We start from the raw sequence: 24,270 nt of genomic DNA, 5'->3' as shown, positions 1-24,270 counted from the left end.
TAAGTCGCAGATGATCGAGCACGAGCCGCGGCGGCAGCCCTCCTGCCTTCCCCGCTCTCGCTCTTCAAGGCCTGATTGGTAAGCCCTGCGCAATCTTCAGGCGCTTCACAGGATGCACATTGCATGACGATGTTATTTACCCGCCGCAAAGTCCTCACCGGTATGAGCTTGCTGGGCCTGGGCCTACTCAGCGGCTGTGACACCAGCCCCAAGCTGAATTTCAAGTACGGCAAGGACCTGAGCGACAAGATCATGGGCCGTACCTTCAAGCTCAAGAACACCCAGGGCGAAACAGTCACCCTCAGCTCCTTCCGGGGCCTGATGCCGGTGGTGTTCTTCGGTTTCACCCAATGCCCGGCCGTGTGCCCGACCACCCTGGCGAGAATGGCCCAGGCCAAGAAGCTGATGGGTCGCGACGGCGAGATCATGCAGGTGATCTTTATCACCCTTGATCCGGAGCGCGACACGCCGCAAGTGCTCGACGCCTACGTCAAGGCCTTCGACCCCAGCTTCGAAGCGCTCTACGGCACCCCGGAAGAAGTCGCCGTGGCCGCCAGGGAGTTCGGGATCTTTTATGAAAAGATCCCCGCAGGCGACAGCTACACCCTGTCCCACACCGCCACCAGTTTTGTATTCGACACCCGGGGCAATCTGCGCCTGGGCTTGTCAGCATCGCTTAACGCCAAAGAGTGCGCAGAAGACCTGCTCACCGTCATGGAGGTCTGCTAATGACTGCCGTTCAACACCTCAAGCGCATCGCCCTCGGCCTTTCCCTGCTGGGCCTGGCAGCACACGCCAACGCCCAGGCCCAGGCCCAGGTCAGCGACGCCTGGGTGCGCGCCACGGTACCGGGGCAGCAATCGAGCGGTGCATTCATGACCGTCACCGCCGACAGCGACAGCAAGTTGCTGAGCGTGCAGTCGCCGGTGGCCAAGCTGGTGCAGATTCATGAAATGAGCATGAAGGACGACGTGATGCGCATGGGGCCGGTGGACTCCGTGGCCCTGCCGGCGGGCAAGCCAGTCAAGCTCGATCCAGACGGTTATCACGTGATGTTGATCAACCTGAAGGGCCAGATCAAGGAAGGCGACTGGGTGCCACTGACCCTGACCGTGGAAAATGCCAAGGGCGAAAAACAGTCGATTGAAGTCAAGGCTCCGGCCCGTGCGCTGGGCAGTTCCGACCACAGCATGATGCACTGAGCTGCCTGACCTCAATCCACCACAAACAACTTCGCACCGGTGGTGGTAAATGAGCGATGCCCCTCCATGTCATTGCCCACCTGATAACTCATGCCGGCCGTCAGGGTGAACTGGCGGCCATCCTCCAGTTCCGTGTGCAACTCGCCTTCCAGGCACAGCAGGATATGCCCTCGCCAGCACCAGTGATCGGCCAGATAGCCGGGGGTGTATTCGACCATCCGCACACGGGTCGAACCGAACTGACAGGTGCGCCACCAGGCGCTGCCTGTTTCTCCGGGGTGAAGGACCGGCTCGATGGTCGACCAGTCGGTGGTGCCAAAGGGGATTGCCGTCAGATCCATGGTTGCCTCAGCGATAAAAGTGCCTCGGTGGACGGTATCCAGCCGATGGCACGCGGGGTAGACACAGATGGCCTGTATTTGTTTGATACAGGGCGTGCTTGTTATCCTCACGCGCTAACCCGCATGGACGCCCGCTTGTGAAAATCGATCCAGCCTTCATCCTCCACGAGACCGAGCACTGGCTCGTCAACCATCACCTGGGGTCGGCGTTGCCGGGTTATCTGATGCTGGGCGCAAAAACGCCCATCAGCTCACTGGCGGATCTACCGGAACAGGCGTTGGCGGAGCTGGGTGGCCTGCTCGCCAACACCCAACGGATCATGGAGGTGCAGCTCCAGCCCAAGTGGCTTTACATCAGCCGATTCGGGCACATGCCGGGATTCCCGTTGCACTTTCATTTCATCCCGGTGTACGACTGGGTTGAGGGGCTGTTCTGGGAGGACGAGCGCTACCGGCTGCTGCAGACTTTCGCGCCGGGCGATGAGGGGGAAACCCTCACCGACGGTGCCGAGCTAACACTGTTCATTTGGCGTGAGTTCGGTGAAAGCCCTACTCCGCCGCCTGTTCAGGGGCCGCCGATACAACAGGTGATCGAGCGCTTGCGGGAGGCTTTCAGCGCTTAGTCATGGCTTGCCTTGGGATAACGTGCGCTGTCCACCCTCGGCACAAGCCTCGTCAAAGGAGTGACTTCACCATAGGAATACACGCCAACTGCAACCCCGAAGGCGAATGATAGATAGCCTGTTCGCTACCCGTATATCCGCAGCGCCGATAGAAGTCCCCCGCATTCAGTGTCGCATCCAGAATGACCTTCTTGAGCCCCAGCTCCCGCGCCAGGGACTCAAGGTGATCGAGGATCTTTTTGCCAATGCCCCGTCCGATAAAACCGGGCAGCACAAACAACGCACCGACTTCGTCGTTATCCAGATCCAGCATGCCCGTGGCTACCGCCTCACCCTCGATGCAGCCCAGGTAAAAGTGCTTGTCCATCAGCGCGCCGTAACCGTCCTCAGCCGAGCCTCTGGTCCAGGCCAGCATCTGCTCTTCGGTGTAGGCACCGATGCATTGGCTGCGTATGGCCTGAAGGCGAATATCGAACGCCACCTGGCCATCGTTTGGGGTGGCTCGTCTGATCTCTAACATTTCAATCTCCGTTGACTATCAATCCTGGCGCGCACATTCATGCGTTCTCGTTACCCCGCTGGGTGAACGAATAGCGGTCAATGTCCGTCCTCAACTGCCAGCCCTGGCCTTGCCAATAGCGGGCGGCGCTGTCGTTGGTCTTGAACACGTCAAGATGGCATTTGTGGATGCCCTGCTGCGCAAGACTTGAAAGGCAGCGCGCCACCAGCGCGTTGGCGAGGCCTTGGCGACGGTAGTCGGGTAGCACCAGCAGATGCTGAAGATAGCCGCGACGACCGTCGTGCCCACACATGACACAGGCACAGAGCATGCCGTCGACTTCGGCGATGAAGCTCATGCCGGGGTTGCGCTCCAGGTACCTGGCGGTGGACTCGCGAGAGTCGGCGTCACGCAGGGAAATGCCGGGTGTGTTCTGCATGAGGTCGAGGACGGCGTCGTAATCGTCCAGGGTCATGACGCGGATGATGGGCATGAAGTTGGGCCTGGGTTGTTGGTTGACCGGGTTTGATACGCCTGCGTCGAGCGTATCAAGTAATCTATGTTCTTCGTACCCAATCAACCCCTTTAGCATTCAGGAATCGCAATGCCCACCCTCAGTTTTCGCAACGCCACCCCAACAGACGCCACTCGCTGTTACCACATCGAAATCTCGGCCTACGAAGGTGATGAAGCTGCTACCCAGGAGAAGATTGCCACGCGGATTGCTCTATACCCGGAAGGCTTTCTGATCCTGGAGGTCGATGGGGTTGTGGTGGGCTTTATCAACTGTGGATGCGCCCACGACGTGGTCATGTCGGATGAGTCGTTCAAGGAGTTGGTGGGGCACTCGACGGATGCGCCGAACGTGGTGATCATGTCGGTGGTGGTTGACCCGGCTCACCAGGGCCAAGGCTATTCACGCAAGCTGATGGAGGTTTTTGTCCAGCGCATGAAGACGATGGACAAGAAGACGATTCATCTGATGTGTAAAGAGCGCCATGTCGAGTTGTATAAACGAATGGGTTATCGCTATGTTCAGCCCTCGGCTTCTGACCATGGCGGCATGGTTTGGCATGAGATGGTGATGGATATTAAGTAACCGAGAATTGACTGCGATGAAACAGCAGCTTATTGAAATTGGCGACCGCCACCCTTTTATCAATATTTTAAGGTTCGACGATGCTCATTGTTTTCAGCGGCCTCCCCGGCACCGGGAAAACCTCCATTGCCAGAGACCTTGCCGGCCAGACAAACGCCGTGTACCTGCGCATCGATACCATCGAACAGGCCATCCGTGATGCCGGGGTTCTCGCGCGGGATGTGGGCACCAGCGGTTACCGGGTTGCCCACGGGCTGGCGGCGAGCAATCTTGGTTTGGGTCACCGGGTGGTCGTTGACTGCGTCAATCCGGTCAGCGAAAGTCGGGAGGCGTGGCGTGAGGTCGCCATTCGCACGGGAGCTGCGTTGGTCAATATTGAGGTGATCTGCTCGGACAGGCAGGAACACCAGCGACGTGTGGAGACACGCACGAGTGATATTCCCGGCCTGACCCCGCCCACCTGGCAGTCGGTGTTGGCTCATGAGTATGAGCCGTGGGATAACACTGCGCTGACCATCGATACCGCGCTGAAGTCTGCTGCGCAGGCAGTGGCAGCGATCACTGAGGAGTTTTTAACCCCGCGGGGCAAGGTTTGACCTGCTGAAAAGGTCCGCAGTCATCAAGCGGTTCGTCCGCTTCTAAAGCGGGCTCTTCATGGCTTTTATCAACGCTGGATCGCGCCCATAAATATCCGGCGCGTAGAGCAGCGCGCCCTGGCTGTCCACTTGTACCGTCCAATAGCCCAACAGCACCGGCACCGGCGTGGTGAGCCGGAATTCGTGGGTCACGCCGGTGGCCAGCAGTTCCTCGGTCCGCGCACGCTCGGCCGGGCTCACCAGCAGGTCGCGCAGCAACAACGGTTGCTCAACCCTCACACACCCCGAGCTGAACGCTCGCGGGCCTTTGGTGAACAGCGGCTGGCTGGGGGTATCGTGCAGGTACACCGAGTACGGATTCGCAAAGCGCAAGACGATCCTGCCCAAGGGGTTTCGTGGCCCGGCGTCCTGGCGCAGGAGGATATTACCGGGACGATCCCAATCGATGGTGCTGGTGTCCAGCGGGTGGCCCTCGCTGTCCAGCACCTGCATGTTCTGCTGCTGCAGATAGGCCGGGTCCAGGCGAATGGCGGGCAGTTTGTCTTCGCGCATGATGGTTGGCGGCACGGTCCAGGTCGGGTTCAAGGTGAGCCGGGTGATACGCGACTTGAGCAACGGTGTCTGGCGTTCCGCACGGCCCACTTGCAGACGGGTCTGCCACACCGGCACACCGCCCTGATAGACGCTCAGTTGCGCAGCCGCGACGTTGACCAGTACGCCCTCGGGCTCCAAATCCTGGGCCAGCCAGCGAAAGCGTTCGAGGTTGATGCGCAGTTGTTCGCGGCGTACCGCCGGGCTGATGTTCAGCTCCGTGACAGTGCCCGGCCCGATAACGCCATCGGCCTGCAAGGAATGGCTCAACTGGAAGCTTTTCACGGCATTGACCAGGTCTTCGCTGTATTGCTTCCCGGAACCGGTCGGCTGACCTGCCAGATACCCTTCGCTGAACAGCCGCCGCGCCAGTTCGGGAACCCTTGGATCATCCTTGCCTGGGCGCAACAACGGACCGCTGGCGATTGCATCCCACTGCGGCAACGGTTGTTGGCGCTGTGCGGCGTAGGCCGTGCGCAGGGTGCGGTACAACTCAGCGCTGGGCCGGGCCTGATCAAACGCTTGGGCGATGTCCTGCTGCCCGGCCATGGCCAGGACTTCGATACTTGGGTCCTGCGTCGGCGGCTGTGCATGCCAAAGGGGCTCGAAATGAGCTTGCTGCAAGCGGCCATAATGCAGATCGTGCAAGGCTTGCAGATATTTCCAGCTAATCTCGATATCAGTACACAAGACATTGCTGGTCGCCGTATCCAGGGGCAGACGATAGTGAGCCGGGTCCAGGCCATCATCGGCCAACAGTTGCAACTGCGCCTGCAATGCCAACCGGCGCTCGCTGGCAGTCCACAGGGAAGCATTGCCCTGCTGTTGGTAAAACGCCTGCAACCGCGTCTGGGCGGCTGCATCGATCGGCCCGGCCAAACCAGGGCAAACACTGGACAATTGCCCGAGCACCAACTGCACCGGGGCGGGCGATTCCACCAGCAGGCCTTCGGCTGTCGCGACCAATGGTGCAACGAGCAGGCAAATGCTCAAGTAATATGCGTGTTTTTTGAACAATGACGTTGCTCCATTCCATGGCGGAGATGTTTTGTAGATGCTGACTTTTTGCTGCCGACTCGCCCTGACTGCCGTCACCCTGGCCGCGCTGTGCAATGCTGCCCTCGCAGACAGCGCCAAGCCTCATACTTTGTATAACAGCCTGGCGCTCACGGCTCCAGAACTCAATCCCCAAGTGCTTAAAAGCGCCCTGAGCGCCATGCAATGCGCGGTCAACAATGGTGTTGAACGTTCCGAACGCCTGGCGGTGATCGACTATTCGCAACCCTCGACCGCCCGTCGCCTGTGGATCTTCGACCTGCGTAAAAAGACCCTGGTACTGCGCGACCTCGTGGCCCACGGGCAAAAGTCCGGGGAAAATTTCGCCACGCAGTTCTCTAACCGCGAAGGCAGTTATCAGTCCAGCCTCGGCCTGTTTCGTACCCAGGAAAGCTATCAGGGCGCCCATGGCTACTCACTGCGCATGGATGGCCTGGAGCCGGGGTTCAATGATCTGGCCCGCGATCGCGCCATTGTAATTCACGCCGCCGACTACGTAAGCCCGCTCTGGAGCAAGCGCGAAGGCCGCATCGGCCGCAGCCAGGGTTGCCCGGCCGTGCGCCCGCAAGTGGCGCGCCAGGTGGTGGATAAACTCAAGGATGGTCAGTTCATGTTTTCCTGGTACCCCGACCAGCGCTGGTTGAAGTCCTCGGCCTACCTCAATTGCAAGCCACGCCAGATAGCCAGTGCCGGTTGAGGTAGTATCCGTCAGGCCAAGCCTGACAAAAGAGAGAACCTCAAATGCTTTTGCACCAGTCAACGTGGATCGAGATTGGCCAATTTCTTGAACGCAGCCGCACTGTCGTGATTCCCATCGGCTCCAACGAGCAGCACGGCCCTACTGGCCTGCTGGGGACCGACTGGATGTGCCCGGAAATCATTGCCCATCACGCCCAGGAAAACGCCGACATCCTGATCGGCCCGACGTTTAATATCGGCATGGCCCAGCATCACCTCGGGTTTCCAGGGACCATTTCGCTGCGCCCTTCCACCTTTATCGCCGCCATTGGCGATTGGGTGCGCTCATTGGCCGGACATGGCTTTGAGAAAATCCTCTTTCTCAATGGCCACGGCGGCAATATTGCCTCGATTGAGGCAGCGTTCTCCGAACTTTACGCCGAAGCCAGCTTCGCCCGCCGCCCGGCCGGGTTCGCCCTGAAGCTGGTCAATTGGTGGGACCTGGAAGGCGTCAGCGCACTGGCTCACCAACAATTCCCCACCGGCCACGGCAGCCACGCCACGCCTTCGGAGATCGCGGTCACGCAATGGGCCTACCCGGAGTCGATCAAGTCGGCGGCCTACTCGCCACAAATCGCAGGCTCAGGACCTATCCGCGAAGCCCTGGACTTCCGTGCACGCTTCCCGGACGGGCGCATGGGCTCAGACCCGGGTTTGGCGACACCGGAAAAAGGCGGTGAATTGGTCGCATTGGCGACCAAGGGGCTGGTGCAGGCAGTGGATGCGTTCAGTCGGGAGCAGGCTCCGAACTAAGGCTTCGATTAACCGGCCGTCACCAAGGCTTTGAGCGAGGCGTCGAACTGTTTCAACGCCGTCAGTTGCACATCACGCTGCTGATCGATTTGCATGGCGATTTCCGACGCGGCCTTGCCATGCACCCAAACCGAAGGCATTTGCTGCTCGACCGAACCTTCAGCCTTGGCGATGTATTGCAGGTTGGCGTCGTAGAACCGGGCAACGAAACGTGCCCGGACCTGACTGTTGTGCGGGGTCAGCAGTTGATTGTAGGTGTCAAGCATCACCACCACATCCGGGTGAGCCTGCACCAGCGCATCGAGGTTGTCATAGGCCGTCACCGACAGGAACGTGCTCTGCAGCGAATTCATCAGCCAGTCGATGGCCAGCTCCGGGTCGGAGCTGTTGACGAAGGCCTGGCGAACTCGTCCATCCAGCGCATCTTTGGCACCGTTCACTGCCATGGCGTGATAGCGTTCAAGATAGTGCAGGTTGTCGACGGTATTTTCGCTGTAGAGCACACCTACCGACTGCCCGTGTTGCAGGGAAACCACGCTGCCGGCAATGGGCAATAGATGGCAGGACCGAGCGTCATCGGCAAAGGCCACGTTGGCAGCCAACGCATGGCCCAGCATCAGGGCCATCAAAACCAGTTGGGCAAAAATCCTCATCGCGCAGTTCCTTGGGCGGCATCTTCGATGGGGCGATTTTCCGCCTTTCCCGCAAAAACAGAACTAGCAATCCTTGATGGTGACTATTATCTAAACCAATACTGTCGCGCAGGCTGCGCACCACACAAAACTTATAAGGATCAATCCATGAAGCCCTACCAGAGAACCTTTGACCGCATCCGCGAAGCAGTGCTGCCGGAGTATCGCGAACGGGTTGCCGACTACCTGCTCGAGTATGAAACCGTGCTGCAGGACGCGGCGGCTGATCCTGATAAAACCAGCGCAGCCGCCCAGCAACTTCGCGGCTACTTGCGCGGCCTGAACACAACCCGGGTGCTCGGCATGGCGGACTGGGAAGATCTGGATCGCCGGGTTGAGCAGTTGGTGGAAATCGCTACAGCGCAGGCCGCGGCAGATTGACCCACTCCTGCACTGACGGCCGTCGCCATTGACGCCGGGCATACTCAACCAACGGGGCGGGTACGCTGTCACCATTGAGGATCAGCCGGTTGAGCATCACAGCCAGGTCCACATCGGCAATTGACCACTGGCCGCACAGATACTCGCGGCCGTCGGCCAGCAACGCTTGTGCGGCGACGATCAGTTTGCCGGCTGCCGACTGTGCCGCTGGCGACAAGAGCGGTGACTGGACGCCATAAAACACCACTAACGTTGATCGCTCCTGGCGAATCGGCAGCAGGTCACTGCGCAACCAGGCCTGGACCTGTCGCGCCCGCGCCCGCTGTTCTGCTCCCTGCGGATACACCGGTGATTGCGGAAAAATCTCTTCCAGATATTCAGTGATCACCGAAGATTCGGACAAGGCAAAGTCGCCTTCCACCAGAGTCGGCACTCGCTGGGTCAATGAAAGACCGGTGTAATCCTCAGACTGGTTTTCCAACGCTTCGAGGTCCACGGTGCTCAATTCAAACTCAAGGCCCTTCTCGCGAAGAGTCACGAAGGCCGACATAGCGTAGGGGCTGGTGAGCTGAGCGTCGACATACAGGCGCAGCGGGCGATTGTTCATGGCGTGATCTCCATAGGTGAAGGGGCACGCTACGAGATACATCGCCATAAATAAAATGCTGGATTTTTATGGAGATATTCCTGCTGGGAATACCACGCCCTACCCCGTGATGACGCGTCGAAACCGGCCTGTACGGCCGTCACACGAGATGCGTTTTGCCCACTGGCATTTTAATGGCCTTTGGCTATTCTTCGCCGAGGCGCCCCGCCAGTAAATACTTGTCAAGGAGGATCAAATGCGAGCATTGCGACCCAATGTCAATCTACTGGTGACCGCTACCCTAGTCACGCTCGGTGGCTGTGCGATTACCAACCAGGGCGCCGTGGACTATCGCTACAACCGCCCTGGCGCCACGGACGGAGCGTTAAGCGCGCGGAACATCTATGCCATCGACGCCACCCATATCCTCAAAGCAGGCGACCCGATCGCCATCACCCTCAAGCAGGTCTTCATCAAGCACCTGACCGAGTGGAAAAGCCCGTTGCGCATGGCCCGTCTTGAGCCCGCCACCGGTGATGTCGCCATCGTCGCCAGCACCTGTGAGAGCCCCTGCGACAGGAAACTCGGGCCAGAGGGCATCCGAAGCTCGAAAGTCATCTACTACTCAAATGATGTGCGGGAGAATCAATACCTGAACCTCTCCAACCTCAATAACGTTTACGGCCCGATTACCTACAATGGCAATCCGTTCAAACTGGATATCCATATCATTGAACTGGATGAGGGTGGCGCCCAGGTGCGGCAAATGCTGGGCAGTCTGGCAAGCCTGGGTAAAACCTTCTACCCACCCGCTCACCCTGCGGCGAACGTGCTTTCCGCCCTTGCCGATACGTTTATCAAAGATGATCAGGATGACAACGCCTTCACTTATTCATTTGATCTGGTCGGGGTGAAAAACCGCGTAGACCCGATGAACCCGAAAACGGGCTACCTGGAGACCGGTGATTACGTGCTGATACGCACCGAAGACCGCACCGCGCCGCCGCCTTGGGACACACTGGTGTTCAATACCTCTACCGGCCGACTGATGAGAAAAGAGGGCAGCTGCCTGGCTTTGCGTGCGCCCCAAGACGGGTGTGAATACCGAGACAACTCCTATGTGGTGCTGGAGGTGCGCAAGGCCGAGGGTGCAGTGGTCAATGACTCCCAGCAGTTGGTTTTTTCCGCCTTGAAAACCCAACTGGACGCCGATGCTGGCAGCCGGGAGATCACCGCCGAGAAGATTGGCGCCATTAAAGCCAGCCTGGAAAGTGCCGAAGCCAAGAGCGATACGAGAAGTTATGTGGCGAACATCAAGGACAGCGCCGCACACACTGCGCAGAGAAGAACGGCTGCGCTGAACTTTGTATCCGCCTGGTTTGATCAATCGATCATCGTCACCCCGGCGGACAAAGTCGCGGTGATCAAGCAATCCAACGAGTTGTTTGGTCAATGCACAAACCTTACATCCGCTCAGGCCGTGCAGTACCAGGACGAGGTGGCGAAGCGAACCTTGACTGACAAGGCGACCTTTCTTGAGGCGCTGATAGACTGTCCGAAGCACGCTTATTGAGCTGGGACCCTGTGCAGTCGCCTCTACCCAGCAAACCCTCCCGCCTCCAGGAAAGCCCGTTCCTCGTCGGTGGACACCCTTCCCATGACGTCATTGCGGTGCGGAAAGCGGCCGAATCGATCGATGATGTCGGCGTGCTCTTTGGCCCACTTGTAGGTATTGGCATCAAGATCCTTGTTCAGGGCGAGGGACAGTTGCTGATCCTCCATATACTCCGAATGCTCAAAGGGTAAATAGCAAAACGCCCGTAATGACGGCTCGATCAACCTGTCCATTCCAACCTCTACCATTCGGCGAGCGTAGGCGCGCGCCAGCGGATCGGTGGCGAACATATGGGCAGTGCCCCGGAACGTGTTGCGCGGGTATTGGTCGAGCAGCAGGAGTAACGCCAACGCCCCTTGCGGCGTTGCCAGCCAGTGCTCCAGTTCGCCCCTGGCGGCTTGAAAGTGGGCCACCTGGAATTTGTCGCGAAAGGCGTTATCGAACGCCTCATCCTTTTTGAACCAGCGCTTGGGCCCCGCCTGTTTCCAAAAGGCAATGACCGCCTGCGACGCGCCCACGGTCGCCATTTCGGCAGGGGCCGACAGATTGGATGAAGCCACGCTCATGGCACGATCCAGGCCCGCCTTCACACTAGCCTCCAGCCCGCCCGCCTGCATCCCTTCGATGCCGGCCGCGCTGACGCCACGGTAGCCGATCAAGGTGTTGAGCAACGCGTCGAACCCGCGTTGCTCTCCAATCAACTGACTGGCATCGACCACCACGCCGTGCACCGCACGCCCTGCAACAGATGCAGGCAAGCCATATTCAATGGCGCAGTTGTACAGCGCGCGGGCCAGCAATGCCGGATAGGAAGGCCCCGTCCCGGCCAGGCCGGTGAGGTAATTGAGGTCCTGCTCGCGGGTTATTTCGTCAGCCTCGCCACAGGTTTCGAAGAGTTGTTGGACGTAAGTCTTGCCGGCCCCGTCGACCTCGGCATTGGCCAGCCAAGGGGTGTACGACTTGCGAATTTCCAGGGCCGCGTTGGGCATTGCCCGTACCACTCTTCGAGCGCCAGTGAGCGCCTCGATGTCCCGCAGCGAGACGCCGGCCACCAGGGAGATCAACAACCGTTCGCCCACGTCGATATGCACGCCGCCCAGATCCTGCGGCCGCACCGAAAGGATCACCACGTCACTGCGCAGCACCAGGCGTTGATTGTCGTCGGTAACCTGGACGCCATCGAGCACACCTTTGGGCTCGCTGAGTTGGCCCGCGCGGCTGGACAAGGTCAGCGACTCAGGCCCCACAAAGCCGGTGTCGACCAGGGCCGTGGCGATTGCCCGGCCCAGCCAGCCGGTGCCACCGATGATGCCTATTGAGCCATTCATGATGTCCTCCATGGGTGCCGGGGTCGTTAAAGGCTATGCGCCCTACCCTAACACCTGGAAACATCATCAGCCCGCGCGCGTGCCTAGAAATCCACCGTCGCCGACAGCTTTACCGTACGCGGCTCGCCCTGAGTCAGGTAGTTGCTGCTGGTGGACGCCGATGACCAATACGCCTTGTTCGCCACGTTTTCGACATTGGCCCGCAGCGTGACGTACTTGTCATCGGCCTTGAAGCCGTAGCGGGCGCCGAGGTCGACCCGGGTCCAGGCGGGGATGCTCAGGGTATTGGTGGCGTTGACGTATTCACCACCGGTGCGCAGCATCCGTGCGCTGACGGCTGCACCCTGGATGCCCGGCACGTCCCAATCGGCGCCAACGTTGTACTGGAAGCGTGGCACGCCGGCGGCACGGTTGCCGTCGCTCGCGCCGTTGGAGGTGTTTTTCTGTTCGGTGTCCATCCATGTGGCGCCAACCAGCAGGCGCAGGCCGTCGAGGGGTTCGCCGAAGACGTTGAGTTCCACGCCCTTGTTGATCTGCTCGCCGTCGACGCTGAAGGTGTCCAGGGCCTTGCCCGGCGTGCGCGAGGTGGAGTTATTCGGCTGTTCGATGCGGTAAACACCCAGGGTCGCGCCGAAACTGTTCCAGTCCAGCTTGACCCCGGCCTCTGTCTGTTTGCTGCGCTTGGGCGCGAATACTTCGCCGGGATTGGTGACGTTGACCAAAGGGGCTGTAGGGCCCTGGGCCAGGCCTTCGATGCGGTTGGCATAAAACGAAACGTGCTCCCAGGGTTTGAGCACCAGGCCGTACACCGGTGTGGTGATCGTCTCGGCATAGTTGGCGTTGCGCGCACCCGTGCGGGTATCCCAGGCGTCGACTTCGATGGTCTGACGCCTTACACCGACCGTCAGCAGTACCCGGTCATCAATAAAACCCAGGGTGTCGGAAACGGCAGCGCTCTTGATGCGGTTCTTGCCGACGATACGCGGGTCATGGATGTCGCTGCCGAAGTAAGTAACGGTCGGGCGTGGCACCTGGATCGGGTTGTACAGATTGCCGGGCACGCGATTAGCTTGCTGGATTGCCTCATAGGACGAGCGCTGCTCCCCCCAGACCCCCGACAAACCGAAGTTCATCTGATGGGTGACAGGTCCGGTGTTGAAGTGGCCGTTCAACCCCGCCATGGCGCTTTTGTTGTCTTCATCATGGGGCGAGTAGAGAAAACCGACCTTGCCACTGCCGTCGTTACCGACATACAGCGACGAATACTGACCGTTTTCCCGAGTGTGCTTGGCGCCACCGCCGGCGTAGGCCGTCCAATTGTCGTTGAGGTCGTATTCGGCATTGACCATGCCGTAGGTGTCTTCCAGCTCCGACCACGTCCAGTTCTGGGCGTAATTGTGCTTGGCTTTTGGTGCATCGGGAACCTTGGTACCGTTGGGGTAGACCACGGAGCGCCCGTTGTTGATGCGCTCTTTCTGGTAGCCAAAGTCGGTGGAAACCCGCAGGCGCTCGCCACGATAGTCAAGGGCGACGGCAATCAGCTGGGAATTCTTGCTTTCATCATCCACCGCCGTATCACCGCCATGCTGGGCGAGGTTAACCCGGGCGCCAAAGCGGTTGTCTTCACCAAAGCGCTGGCCGAGGTCCAGATGGCCGCCCACCTGGCTGTCACTGGCGTAATCGAGGGTCACACTGCGGGTCGGAGTGTCTTCGGCGCGCTTGGGCACCAGGTTGACGCTGCCACCGATGCCGCTGCCCGAGGGCGAGACACCGTTGACGAAGGCATTGGGGCCCTTGAACAGTTCGACCCGCTCCAGTGCCTCGGTGGTGATGATCTGCCGGGGCAGCACGCCATACAAGCCGTTGAACGAAATGTCATCGGTGCTCAGGGGCAAACCGCGAATGGTGAACACTTGGGAGAAGTTGCCGAAACCGGCGGACTGACGCACGGAAGCATCGTTGAGCAGTACATCACCCACGGTTCGCGCCTGCTGATCGGCGATGGTCTTGGCGGTGTAGCTGACCACGCTGAACGGCACGTCATTGATGGAGCGATTGCCCAGCACACCGAGGCGCGCCGTACGGGCCACTTGGCCGCCGGCATAGGTGTCTGCCTGGGCGCCGGTCGATTCGCCGCTGATGGTAGTGGCGCCCAACTCCAGCGCGTCACCGGCGCGAGCCTCAGGCACCACGGTGTAGCCGTTGGAAGCGGTGCCCTGGAGGGTGTAGCCACTGCCCTGCAGCAGTTGCGCGAAACCCGATTGCGCGGTGTAGGAACCCTGCAAACCGGGGCTTTGTTGATCGTTGAGCAGCGTGGAGTCGAACGACAATGGCACACCGGAGATCGCCGCAAACTGCGCCAGCACATTACCCAGCGGCCCAGGCGCGATGACGTAGCTGCGGGCCGTGCTGCTTTGCCCGGGCTCGGCGGCCAATGCGCTTTGCAGCGGCGCCACCACCAGGGCAATGGCCAGGCTCAGCGCTGCCATGGGAATACGGGCCGGATTCATTCGGAAAAAATGCGGGTGCAGTCTGGAAGTCATTCGGCATTCCTGTCAGCGCAGAGAAAAGTTGAGGGTTCTCCCCTACACCGGACGACGGCGAAAAAGGTATCAGCGAAAGTTGAAAATGTTTTCAGCGGGGTTCGATGGTCACCCAATAGCCCGCCAGGCTGCTGACCTTGATCGGCAAGGTTTCCTGCAGCAGGCGCAGGCTTGCGTCGGTATCACGCAGGGAAAATGCCCCCGATACGGTCAGCCCGGCTACCGCGTCGTGACAGCGCAATACCCCGGAGCGATAGCGACCCAGCTCCTCCAGCAAGTCAGCCAGGCGCATGTGCTGGGCGACCATCATGCCGTTCTCCCAGGTCAAGGCGCTCACATCCAGCGGCTCGACGGCGGCCACGCTGTCGCTGCTGAAGGCGCCTTGCTCGCCGGCCTTGAAAATGACCCCGCGCGCCCCGTGTTCCGGCAGCATTTGCACCGCGCCTTCCATCACCGCGACACTGCTGCGCTGCTCACCGACCCGCACGCTGAAGCGCGTACCCAGGGCGCGGGCGGTGCCGTGACGGGTGTGCACGATAAACTCACGATGGACCGGCAAGGGGTCCTTGGCGGTGGTGATCAGCACTTCGCCCTTGAGCAATTCGATTCGTCGTTCATGGTTGTTGAAGACTATGTTCAGCGCGCTGGCAGTGTTGATCAGCAAGCGCGTGCCGTCTGGCAAGGTGATGCTTTTCTGCACGCCAATGGCGGTGTGCTGGTCGGCAGTCCATTGCTGCCAAGGCAGTTGCCGGTAAGCCAGCCACACCGCCGGGCCCGCCAACAGCAAAAGCCCCAACCGATTGAGGGCCTGACGCCGACCCATGCTGTTTTTGTGGCCGATGCGCTTGAGAGTGTCGCTGGCAATGGCCCCCGGTACGCTGGAAAAATCGCCAAGGATTGCCTCCGCCCGTTGCCAGGCCTGGCCGTGCTGGGCGCTGCGGCCACGCCATAGGGCAATGGCCCGGCGGTCTTCATCAGTGGCACTGCCTGATTGCAGCTGCACCAGCCAGTCGGCGGCTTCGCCGAGGATCAGCGGGTCAATAGGCGGGCTCATGCCACGCTCAGGCAGGCCAGGAAGGCATCGCGCATGTAGCGTTTGACGGTGATCAGCGATACATCCAGCACGTCGGCGATCTGCTGGTAGGTCATGCCATCGATCTGCGACATGAGGAACGCCTGGCGGGTTTTCTGCGGCAAGTCCCGCAGCATGGCTTCGATGCGGTACAACGCCTCAAGGATCAGCCAACGGGTTTCTGGCGATGGCACCTGCTGCTCAGGAAGGTGGGCGATGCTTTCAAGATAGGCCCGCTCAACTTCCTGGCGGCGCCAGCTGTCGATCATCAGGCCCTTGGCGATGTGGGTCAGCAACGCGCGTGGCTCGACACCCAGCAGTTGGGGCTGGCGGGTCAGCAGGCGCAAAAAAGTGTCGTGGGCCAGGTCAGCGGCATCGCTGGCGTTACCCAGCTTGCGGTCGAGCCAACGGTGCAACCATCCATGGTGTTCGCAGTACAGGTCCTGGATATGCAGATTGAGCGAAGACGACATGCAATCACCGGCGCGCCAGGCACCAGGCCAAGCAGTAATTAAGAATTGATCGCATTCTAATCCGGCTCGGGCAGTGCTGGCAATTTCATAGTCAGTGACGGCGACGAAGCACAGACACAAGGGTTTGAAGGACAGTATTCGCGAATATGATGTTATAAGATAACTACAAATTCCCTGCCCGACCTTGCGACCCTCCCTCATGACTGATGCTGTTTCCCCTGCCCGATTGGGCCAACGCCTGCTGTCCATCGACGCCCTCAGGGGCTTGGTGATCCTGTTCATGCTGCTGGATCACGTGCGCGAAACCTTCCTGCTGCACCGGCAAGTGGTCGACCCGATGAACATCGACACCACCGAACCTGCGCTGTTTATCAGCCGCACCCTCGCCCACCTGTGTGCACCGGTGTTTGTCTTGCTGACGGGGCTTTCGGCGTACCTGTACGGCGCCAGGCACCAGGGGCGTAGCGATGTCTCAGCGTTTCTGTTCAAGCGCGGGCTGTTTTTGGTGGTGCTGGAGTTCACACTGGTGAACTTCGCCTGGACCTTCCAGTTGCCGCCCAGCGTGATTTACATGCAGGTGATCTGGGCCATCGGCGTCAGCATGATCGCGCTGGCCGTGTTGGTCTGGCTGCCACGGCCACTGCTGTTTGCGGTGGCTGCGGCAATCATTGCCGGGCATAACCTGTTGGACAGTGTGCATTTCGCCCCAGGCTCGGCGATGCATATTCCATGGGCGATTTTGCATGATCGCGGCTGGATCGAATTCACCGACGGCCTGCGCTTGCGTACCTCGTATCCGGTGTTGCCGTGGATTGGCGTGATTGCCCTGGGTTATTGCCTCGGTCCGTGGTTTGCTGGATCGATGTCCGCTGCCGTGCGCCAACGTTATCTACTGCTGGCGGGGGCTGGCGCGCTGATTGGCTTCGTTGCGTTGCGCCTGCTCAACGGGTATGGCGAGGCTCAATGGCTGACCTATGACAGTGATGTGCAAACCTTGATGAGCTTTTTCAACATCACCAAGTACCCGCCTTCGCTGCTGTTTCTCGCCTTGACCCTGGGTGTCGGGTTGTTATTGCTGCTGGGGTTCGAGCGTGCGCAACAGCGGCCGTGGATTGGCGTACTTGCTGTGTTTGGCGCTGCGCCGATGTTCTTCTACCTGCTGCACTTGTATGTACTGAAAGTGCTGTATCTGATCGGTGTGGGGCTTTTTGGCTTGAACCAGGGCAGTTACTTCGGTTTCGACAGCGTTGGCGCGATGTGGCTGACGGCGTTTTTGCTGACGGCGGCGCTGTACCTGCCGGTGCGCTGGTTTGCCGGGCTGAAGGCGCGGCGGCGCGATGTTGCCTGGCTCAAGTACTTGTAAGCCAGGCAAGCCCGGTCCTGCAGATCAGGGGTTACGCCAGCTCGCTACGCAGTTGCCGCGCCGCACTGACCATATGGATCAACGCCGCTTCGGTTTCTGGCCAGCCGCGCGTCTTCAGCCCGCAATCGGGGTTGACCCACAGGCGTTCGGCAGGAATCCGCTTGGCGGCCTTGCGCAACAGATTGGCCATTTCCGAGGCATCCGGCACACGTGGCGAGTGAATATCGTAGACACCCGGCCCGATGTCGTTCGGATAAGCGAAGGCTTCGAACGCATCCAGCAGCTCCATGTCCGAGCGCGAGGTTTCGATGGTAATCACGTCGGCATCCATCGCCGCGATGGACTCGATCACATCGTTGAACTCGCTATAGCACATGTGGGTGTGGATCTGCGTTTCATCACGCACACCCGAGGCGCACAGACGGAACACTTCAGTGGCCCAATCCAGATAGTGCTGCCACTGCGCCTGGCGCAACGGCAAGCCCTCACGGAACGCCGCTTCGTCGATCTGCACGATTTTGATTCCCGCGGCTTCCAGGTCCACCACTTCGTCACGAATGGCCAGGGCCAGTTGCCGAGCCTGCACTTCGCGGCTCACGTCTTCGCGGGGGAAGGACCACATCAGCATGGTCACCGGGCCGGTGAGCATGCCCTTCATCACTTTATCGGTGAGGCCTTGGGCATAGCGAATCCATTCCACGGTCATGGCTTTGGGGCGACTCAGGTCACCAAAAATCACCGCCGGTTTCACGCAGCGCGAACCGTAGCTCTGCACCCAGCCAAAGCGGGTGAATACATAGCCGTCCAGTTGCTCGGCAAAGTACTCGACCATGTCGTTACGTTCGGCTTCACCGTGCACCAACACGTCCAGGCCCAGATGCTCCTGGACTTGCACCGCATGGCGAATCTCACTGTGCATGGCTTCGGTGTATTGGGCTTCGCTCAGCTTGCCTTGCTTGAACGCCTGGCGCGCCAGGCGAATCGACGTGGTTTGCGGGAACGAACCAATGGTGGTGGTCGGGAACAACGGCAGGTTCAGGCCGGCACGTTGCTTCTCTATACGGGTGGCAAACAGCGAATGGCGCTGGCTGTCCTTGGCGGTAATCGCGGTAACACGAGCTTGCACAGCAAGTTTGTGGATACGCGGCGAAGCAGCACGGCTGGCCTGTACGGCACGGCTTTGCGCCAAGGCTGCCAGTACCAGTGCGGCTTCAGGTTCATTGACAGCCTGGGCCAGGACAGCAACCTCTTCGCACTTCTGTACGGCGAAGGCCAGCCAGCTTTTCAGTTCAGCGTCGAGCTTGTCTTCGCGGCCCAGGTCCACCGGGCTATGGAGCAACGAGCAGGACGGCGCGACCCACAGGCGATCACCCAGGCGCTCGGCAGCGTGCTGCAGGGTTGCCAGGGCGTTTTCCAGGTCGCAACGCCAAACGTTACGGCCATTGACCAGGCCCAGGGACAACACTTTATAGGCCGGCAGGCGATCCAGGATGGTCGGGTACTGCTCAGGAGCGCGCACCAGGTCAATGTGCAGGCCGTCCACAGGCAAGTTTGCCGCCAGGCCGAGGTTCTCTTCCAGGCCACCAAAGTAGGTAGCGACCAGTTTCTTCAGCGGCTCGCGCTGGATCTGGTTGTAGGCACGCTCAAAGGCGTTTTTCCAGTCCTGTGGCAGGTCGAGCACCAGGATCGGCTCGTCGATTTGCACCCATTCAACGCCCTGGGCCGCCAAGCGCTGGAAGATCTGGCCGTACAACGGCAGCAAGCGATCCAACAGGTCGAGCTTGTCAAAATCGCCGCCCTTGGCCTTGCCCAACCACAGGTACGTCAGCGGGCCGATCACCACCGGTTTGACGGTGTGGCCCAATTCGCGGGCTTCTTCGACTTCTTCGAACAGCTGATCCCAACCCAGCTGAAATTGCTGGTCAGCACTGAATTCCGGGACCAGATAGTGGTAGTTGGTGTCGAACCACTTGGTCATTTCCTGGGCGTGAGCACCGCCGCAGCAACTATCGCTGACGCCACGGGCCATGCTGAACAGGGTTTGCAGGGTGGCCTGACCATCAGTTGGACGGAACCGCTCGGGAATCACACCGAACATCAGTGAGTGGGTCAGCACCTGGTCGTACCAGGCGAAATCTCCGGCGGGCAGCAACTCGATACCGGCCTTCTTCTGCAAGTCCCAGTGGGTCTTGCGCAGTTCACGGCCAACGGCGCGCAGGCCAGCTTCGTCAAGCTCGCCCTTCCAAAACGCTTCCTGCGCTTTTTTCAGTTCACGATCGCGTCCAATGCGCGGAAATCCAAGGGAATGGGCAAAAGCCATGACATACAACTCCAATGTGTTCGATGGGAGCTATTGTCGACTTCGCCTGATGGTGAGACAAACTCATTTTATTAAGGATGATCACAAGTTCTACTCATGATAATGCCAGAGCACTGTGAACCCAATTACACAGCAACAAAGATCAATTGCCAGGCCATCTTCGGGCACGAGCCAGCAAAATCCGCTGACTAACCTTTCGATCCGGACCAAGTGCGGGCACAATGCGTGTCCTTTTTTGGCTGGCCCTGCCGGAGGCTCTGAAAATGATCAAGACGCCGTATTACCTCATCGATAAACAGAAGCTTCTGGTCAACATGCAGAAGATCGCTTACGTGCGCGAACAGTCCGGGGCCAAGGCCTTGCTGGCGCTCAAGTGCTTCGCCACCTGGTCGGTGTTCGACCTGATGGAGGAGTACATGGACGGCACCACGTCGTCGTCGCTGTACGAGCTCAAGCTCGGTCGCCAGAAGTTCGAAGGTGAATCTCACGCCTACAGCGTGGCCTGGGCCGACGATGAAATCGAAGAGATGCTGGCTAACTGCGACAAAATCATCTTCAACTCCATCAGCCAGTTGCAACGCTTCGCCGAGCGCACCGAAGGCAAAACCCGCGGCCTGCGAGTCAACCCGCAAGTGAGCAGCTCCGATTACCTGCTGGCCGATCCGGCGCGCCCGTTCAGCCGCCTCGGCGAGTGGGACCCGGTGAAGATCGAGGGCGTGATCGAGCAGATTTCCGGCTTCATGTTCCACAACAACTGCGAGAACGGCGACTTCAACCTGTTCGACCAGATGCTCAACACCATCGAAGAACGCTTCGGCGCGCTGCTGCACAAGGTCAACTGGGTTAGCCTCGGCGGCGGCATCCACTTCACCGGTGAAGACTATGCGCTGGACGCCTTCTGCCAGCGCCTCAAGTCCTTCTCGCAGAAGTACGACGTGCAGGTCTACCTGGAACCGGGCGAAGCGGCGATCACCAACAGCGCTTCGCTGGAAGTCACCGTGCTCGACACCCTGTACAACGGCAAGCACCTGGCCGTGGTAGACAGCTCCATCGAAGCCCACCTGCTTGACCTGCTGATCTATCGCCTCAACGCCAAGCTGGCGCCGAGCGAAGGCGACCACACCTACATGGTGTGCGGCAAGTCGTGCCTGGCCGGAGACATCTTTGGCGAATATCAATTTGATCGTCCGCTGACCATCGGCGATCGACTGTCGTTCATCGACACGGCAGGCTACACCATGGTCAAGAAAAACTGGTTCAACGGCCTGAAAATGCCGTCCATCGTAGTGAAACAACTCGACGGTACAGTCGAGGTGGTTCGTGAATTTGGTTACGACGACTACCTGTCTAGCCTCTCGTAAGCTGACGGATAAAGGAGAGATAAAAAAATTGAAAAAGAACGTTCTTATCATTGGTGCAGGAGGTGTCGCCAAGGTGGTGGCCCACAAGTGCGCGCAGCACAACGATGAACTCGGTCGTATTGCTATCGCGTCGCGCAACATCTCCAAATGCCAGGCCATCATCGACAGCGTCAAGGCCAAGGGCAGCCTCAAAGTGCCCGCCGACATCCAGGCCTTCGCGCTGAACGCCCTGGACGTCGAAGCGACCAAGGCGCTGATCCGCGAAACCCAATCGCAGATCGTCATCAACGTCGGCTCCGCGTTCCTCAACATGTCGGTGCTGCGTGCCTGCATCGATACCGGCGTGGCCTACCTGGACACCGCCATTCACGAAGAACCGGGCAAGGTCTGCGAGACACCACCGTGGTACGGCAACTACGAGTGGAATCACCTCGAAGAATGTAAAGCGAAGAACATCACCGCGATCCTCGGTGTGGGCTTCGATCCGGGCGTCGTCAACGCTTATGCAGCGCTGGCGCAACAACAGTATTTCGACCGCATTGACTCGATCGACATTCTCGACGTCAATGCCGGCTCCCATGGCAAATATTTCGCCACCAATTTCGATCCGGAAATCAACTTCCGCGAATTCACCGGGCAGGTGTGGAGCTGGCAGAACAGCCAGTGGACCAGCAACACCATGTTCGAAGTCAAGCGTACCGACGACCTGCCCGTGGTCGGCGAACAGAACCTGTACCTGACCGGCCACGATGAAGTGCACTCGCTGTCGAAAAACCTCGACGTGCCCAACGTGCGTTTCTGGATGAGCTTCGGCGAACACTACATCAACGTGTTCACCGTGCTGAAAAACCTCGGCCTGCTCTCCGAGAAACCGGTCACCACCGCCGAAGGCCTGGAAGTGGTGCCACTGAAACTGGTCAAGGCCGTACTGCCTGACCCGTCCTCCCTGGCACCGGGCTACACCGGCAAGACCTGCATCGGCGACCTGATCAAAGGCACCAGGAACGGTCAGCCGCGCGAGCTGTTCATCTACAACGTGGCCTGCCATGAAGAAGCCTTTGCCGAGACCGACAGCCAAGGCATCTCCTACACCGCAGGCGTACCACCTGTGGCTGCCGCGCTGCTGGTTGCGCGTGGCGAGTGGGACGTGAAACACATGGCCAACGTTGAAGAACTGCCAGCTGGGCCGTTCCTCAAGGCGCTGGATATGATGGGGTTGCCGACTCGGATTAAAGACGAGAATGGTGATCGCGCGTGGGATGCTATCGCCTGATAGCTGCCACATGACAAAGTGCGCCCGAATGGGCGCATTTTGCTTTTAGGGCTCGCAGTAAACCCAACCCAACGTCAAACGCGAAACCGCGCCACGGTCAGGTGCAAATTCCCGGCCATCTGCGCCAGCTCCTGCCCCGCCGTATCCGTATGCCGAGCCCCCAACAACACCTGCTCCGACAAATTACGAATCCCCACCAGATTGCGATCCACCTCCCGCGCCACCAACGCCTGCTCCTCCGTCGCGCTGGCGATCATCAGGTTGCGTTCATTGATCTGGGAAATGGAGCGGGTGATTTCTTCCAGCGCCTCACCCGAACGTTGCGCCACGCCCAACGTCGTTTGCACCAACTGGCTACTGTCCTGCATCGCCGTCACCGCCTGTTCGGTATCCAGGCGGATATTGCCAATCATCTGTTCAATCTCCTGGGTCGAGGCCTGGGTGCGATGGGCCAACGCCCGCACCTCATCCGCCACTACCGCAAACCCGCGCCCGGCATCACCGGCCCGAGCCGCTTCGATCGCCGCGTTGAGGGCCAGCAGATTGGTCTGGTCGGCAATGCTGCGGATCACTTCCAGCACACCACTGATGTCCTGCACGCGCCCGGCCAGTTGCTGGATACGCACCGACGTATCGGTCACACCCTCGGCCAATGTGTTGATCGAGGCCACGGTTTCCTGGACCTGATCACGGCCACGCTGGGCCGTTTGCGCCGAGAGCCGCGAAGCCTCGCTGGTGCTCACTGCATTGCGCGCCACTTCATCCACGGCAGCAGTCATCTCGTTGACCGCCGTGGCCGCCTGTTCGATCTCCATCCCCTGCAACTGCAAGCTGCTGCTGGTCTGGCTGCTGACCGCGCTCAATTCCTCGGACGAACTGGCAACATGGTCCACCGAAACGGCGATCTGCCGGACCATTTCGTTGAGGCTCTGCTGCATTTGATGCATGTTCATCATCACGCTGCCCTCCAGGCTCGCGCCGAGCGCAACCTCGGTGGTCAAATCGCCCTGGGCGATCTGGCTCAAGACTCGCGCCGCCTCATCGGGCTCACCACCCAAGGGGCGGGTAACGCTGCGGGTGACAATCACTGCCGCCGCTGCTACCAGGGCCAGGCACAACAGGAATAGCCCGAGCATGTTGCGTCGCGCCTCGCTGTACAAGGACTGCGCGGCCTGTTCACGCTCGGCGAAGATCCGCCCTTGCAGGGCCATCAAGGCATCCAGGTTCTTGAACACCTCCTGCTCCGCCGGCATCACCTTTTGCTTGAGCTGCATCAGCCCCTCTTCCCGTGCCCCCTGGCGGATCAGCGCTTGCACCTGAGTGAAGGCCGCCACGTAGGTTTCACGATGGGTTTTCAAGGCGGCAAAGGCGGCCTTGCCTTCCGGCGCATAGAACAGCGGCTCCAGGGTGGTGAACGCGTCGGTGATGCGCTGTCGGGTGGTGGCGATAGCCTGCTGGGCCTGCTGATTTTCCTGGTCGATCAGCAAGTCACGGGTGCTGCGGCCGTTATCGCGCACACCCGTGGCGATGACCATCAACGGGGCGATTTTCGGCCAGTCCTGCTGGACGATCAGCACCGATTGCTCCTTGAGGGTGGCCAGGTTGTCGAGTGCGTAAAAAACCATGCCGGCGAGTGCCAGCGGAGCAATGGCAAAACCGACGGCGATGCGTCGGGCTGTGGTTAGTCGAGTCATGTCATAAGCTCCCTGATGAATACCTGCCCAAGGGGCGGCACCTTTGAAAATCCTGTGGGAGATCAATCACC

At 59.8% G+C, this 24,270-nt stretch carries 24 protein-coding genes and 1 pseudogene; 12 read left to right on the top strand and 13 right to left on the bottom strand.

Going from position 1 to position 24,270, the window contains the following annotated elements:
- The first annotated feature begins 123 nt into the window (after positions 1-123).
- Both ACZRKZ_RS17450 and ACZRKZ_RS17445 read left to right on the top strand, forming a co-directional pair.
- Positions 124-729, top strand: a complete 606-nt coding sequence (locus ACZRKZ_RS17450) for an SCO family protein (RefSeq protein ID WP_463968666.1) — start codon at positions 124-126, stop codon at positions 727-729.
- Positions 729-1,202, top strand: a complete 474-nt coding sequence (locus ACZRKZ_RS17445) for a copper chaperone PCu(A)C (RefSeq protein ID WP_463968667.1) — start codon at positions 729-731, stop codon at positions 1,200-1,202. The genes ACZRKZ_RS17450 and ACZRKZ_RS17445 overlap by 1 nt, the downstream gene beginning before the upstream one ends.
- A gap of 11 nt (positions 1,203-1,213) precedes the next feature.
- Here the strand turns inward: ACZRKZ_RS17445 and ACZRKZ_RS17440 are convergent, their stop codons facing one another.
- Positions 1,214-1,543 carry a DHCW motif cupin fold protein gene (locus tag ACZRKZ_RS17440; protein ID WP_463968668.1) on the bottom strand — a complete coding sequence of 110 codons (330 nt, stop codon included), beginning with the start codon at positions 1,541-1,543 and terminating at the stop codon, positions 1,214-1,216.
- A 137-nt stretch (positions 1,544-1,680) separates the two neighbouring features.
- On the opposite strand from ACZRKZ_RS17440, the gene ACZRKZ_RS17435 reads away from it, so the two are divergent.
- Complete coding sequence (locus tag ACZRKZ_RS17435; protein WP_463982231.1) at positions 1,681-2,166, top strand: HIT family protein; 486 nt, start codon at positions 1,681-1,683, stop codon at positions 2,164-2,166.
- 52 nt (positions 2,167-2,218) lie between these two features.
- Here ACZRKZ_RS17435 and ACZRKZ_RS17430 read toward each other — a convergent pair whose 3' ends face one another.
- The gene (locus ACZRKZ_RS17430; RefSeq protein WP_463968669.1) at positions 2,219-2,686 is read right to left on the bottom strand and encodes a GNAT family N-acetyltransferase; all 468 of its coding nucleotides are present in this window, start codon (positions 2,684-2,686) and stop codon (positions 2,219-2,221) included.
- Between the two features lie 37 nt (positions 2,687-2,723).
- Positions 2,724-3,158, bottom strand: coding sequence for a GNAT family N-acetyltransferase (locus ACZRKZ_RS17425; protein WP_463982230.1), 435 nt, complete (start codon positions 3,156-3,158; stop codon positions 2,724-2,726).
- A gap of 111 nt (positions 3,159-3,269) precedes the next feature.
- On the opposite strand from ACZRKZ_RS17425, the gene ACZRKZ_RS17420 reads away from it, so the two are divergent.
- Both ACZRKZ_RS17420 and ACZRKZ_RS17415 read left to right on the top strand, forming a co-directional pair.
- Positions 3,270-3,764, top strand: coding sequence for a GNAT family N-acetyltransferase (locus tag ACZRKZ_RS17420; protein ID WP_463982229.1), 495 nt, complete (start codon positions 3,270-3,272; stop codon positions 3,762-3,764).
- An 80-nt stretch (positions 3,765-3,844) separates the two neighbouring features.
- Positions 3,845-4,360: a P-loop nucleotide/nucleoside kinase family protein gene (locus ACZRKZ_RS17415; protein WP_463982228.1), complete on the top strand. Its 516-nt coding sequence runs from the start codon at positions 3,845-3,847 to the stop codon at positions 4,358-4,360.
- A 42-nt stretch (positions 4,361-4,402) separates the two neighbouring features.
- On the opposite strand, the gene ACZRKZ_RS17410 is transcribed toward ACZRKZ_RS17415, so the two are convergent.
- A complete protein-coding gene (locus tag ACZRKZ_RS17410) occupies positions 4,403-5,968 on the bottom strand; it encodes a L,D-transpeptidase family protein (RefSeq protein ID WP_463982227.1) in 1,566 nt (521 codons plus the stop codon).
- 37 nt (positions 5,969-6,005) lie between these two features.
- On the opposite strand from ACZRKZ_RS17410, the gene ACZRKZ_RS17405 reads away from it, so the two are divergent.
- Entirely contained in the window at positions 6,006-6,704 is a 699-nt protein-coding gene (locus ACZRKZ_RS17405) for a murein L,D-transpeptidase catalytic domain family protein (protein ID WP_463982226.1), read from the top strand.
- Positions 6,705-6,748: 44 nt separating this feature from the next.
- Positions 6,749-7,498 carry a creatininase family protein gene (locus tag ACZRKZ_RS17400; RefSeq protein WP_463982225.1) on the top strand — a complete coding sequence of 250 codons (750 nt, stop codon included), beginning with the start codon at positions 6,749-6,751 and terminating at the stop codon, positions 7,496-7,498.
- An 8-nt stretch (positions 7,499-7,506) separates the two neighbouring features.
- Here ACZRKZ_RS17400 and ACZRKZ_RS17395 read toward each other — a convergent pair whose 3' ends face one another.
- Positions 7,507-8,151, bottom strand: a complete 645-nt coding sequence (locus ACZRKZ_RS17395) for an ATPase (protein WP_463982224.1) — start codon at positions 8,149-8,151, stop codon at positions 7,507-7,509.
- Positions 8,152-8,298: 147 nt separating this feature from the next.
- Between ACZRKZ_RS17395 and ACZRKZ_RS17390 the strand changes: the two genes are divergently transcribed.
- Positions 8,299-8,571 (top strand): hypothetical protein, encoded by a 273-nt coding sequence (locus tag ACZRKZ_RS17390; RefSeq protein ID WP_463968677.1) that lies wholly within the window; start codon positions 8,299-8,301, stop codon positions 8,569-8,571.
- Here ACZRKZ_RS17390 and yfcF read toward each other — a convergent pair.
- Complete coding sequence (gene yfcF / locus ACZRKZ_RS17385) at positions 8,546-9,178, bottom strand: glutathione transferase (RefSeq protein WP_463982223.1); 633 nt, start codon at positions 9,176-9,178, stop codon at positions 8,546-8,548. The two genes, ACZRKZ_RS17390 and yfcF, sit on opposite strands and share 26 nt — an antisense overlap.
- A gap of 235 nt (positions 9,179-9,413) precedes the next feature.
- Here yfcF and ACZRKZ_RS17380 point away from each other — a divergent pair, with 235 nt between their 5' ends.
- On the top strand, positions 9,414-10,730 hold the full coding sequence (locus tag ACZRKZ_RS17380; protein WP_463982222.1) for a hypothetical protein: 1,317 nt from the start codon (positions 9,414-9,416) through the stop codon (positions 10,728-10,730).
- 23 nt (positions 10,731-10,753) lie between these two features.
- Here the strand turns inward: ACZRKZ_RS17380 and ACZRKZ_RS17375 are convergent, their stop codons facing one another.
- From ACZRKZ_RS17375 to ACZRKZ_RS17355, 5 genes and pseudogenes are all read right to left on the bottom strand, one after another.
- A complete protein-coding gene (locus ACZRKZ_RS17375; protein ID WP_463982309.1) occupies positions 10,754-11,299 on the bottom strand; it encodes a DUF924 family protein in 546 nt (181 codons plus the stop codon).
- Between the two features lie 39 nt (positions 11,300-11,338).
- Positions 11,339-12,100 (bottom strand): annotated as a pseudogene (locus ACZRKZ_RS17370) (pyrroline-5-carboxylate reductase family protein); the annotation flags it as partial.
- Between the two features lie 83 nt (positions 12,101-12,183).
- Positions 12,184-14,643, bottom strand: coding sequence for a TonB-dependent siderophore receptor (locus ACZRKZ_RS17365; protein WP_463982221.1), 2,460 nt, complete (start codon positions 14,641-14,643; stop codon positions 12,184-12,186).
- 91 nt (positions 14,644-14,734) lie between these two features.
- Positions 14,735-15,697, bottom strand: coding sequence for a FecR domain-containing protein (locus ACZRKZ_RS17360; RefSeq protein WP_463982220.1), 963 nt, complete (start codon positions 15,695-15,697; stop codon positions 14,735-14,737).
- Complete coding sequence (locus ACZRKZ_RS17355) at positions 15,694-16,188, bottom strand: sigma-70 family RNA polymerase sigma factor (protein ID WP_463982219.1); 495 nt, start codon at positions 16,186-16,188, stop codon at positions 15,694-15,696. The genes ACZRKZ_RS17360 and ACZRKZ_RS17355 overlap by 4 nt, the downstream gene beginning before the upstream one ends.
- A 199-nt stretch (positions 16,189-16,387) precedes the next feature.
- On the opposite strand from ACZRKZ_RS17355, the gene ACZRKZ_RS17350 reads away from it, so the two are divergent.
- Positions 16,388-17,551 (top strand): acetyltransferase domain-containing protein, encoded by a 1,164-nt coding sequence (locus ACZRKZ_RS17350; RefSeq protein WP_463982218.1) that lies wholly within the window; start codon positions 16,388-16,390, stop codon positions 17,549-17,551.
- Between the two features lie 31 nt (positions 17,552-17,582).
- Here the strand turns inward: ACZRKZ_RS17350 and metE are convergent, their stop codons facing one another.
- Entirely contained in the window at positions 17,583-19,871 is a 2,289-nt protein-coding gene (gene metE / locus ACZRKZ_RS17345) for a 5-methyltetrahydropteroyltriglutamate--homocysteine S-methyltransferase (RefSeq protein WP_463982217.1), read from the bottom strand.
- A 263-nt stretch (positions 19,872-20,134) separates the two neighbouring features.
- Between metE and ACZRKZ_RS17340 the strand changes: the two genes are divergently transcribed.
- Together ACZRKZ_RS17340 and ACZRKZ_RS17335 are read left to right on the top strand one after the other, a co-directional pair.
- On the top strand, positions 20,135-21,232 hold the full coding sequence (locus ACZRKZ_RS17340; protein WP_463982308.1) for a carboxynorspermidine decarboxylase: 1,098 nt from the start codon (positions 20,135-20,137) through the stop codon (positions 21,230-21,232).
- Between the two features lie 28 nt (positions 21,233-21,260).
- Entirely contained in the window at positions 21,261-22,505 is a 1,245-nt protein-coding gene (locus tag ACZRKZ_RS17335; protein WP_463968682.1) for a saccharopine dehydrogenase family protein, read from the top strand.
- Between the two features lie 74 nt (positions 22,506-22,579).
- Here the strand turns inward: ACZRKZ_RS17335 and ACZRKZ_RS17330 are convergent, their stop codons facing one another.
- Positions 22,580-24,199, bottom strand: coding sequence for a methyl-accepting chemotaxis protein (locus ACZRKZ_RS17330; RefSeq protein ID WP_463968693.1), 1,620 nt, complete (start codon positions 24,197-24,199; stop codon positions 22,580-22,582).
- Positions 24,200-24,270: the final 71 nt, after the last annotated feature.

Source organism: Pseudomonas sp. c313, assembly GCF_055407145.1.
The sequence above is the reverse complement of the archived record's forward strand: the minus strand, read 5'-3'. Positions and strand labels throughout refer to the sequence as shown.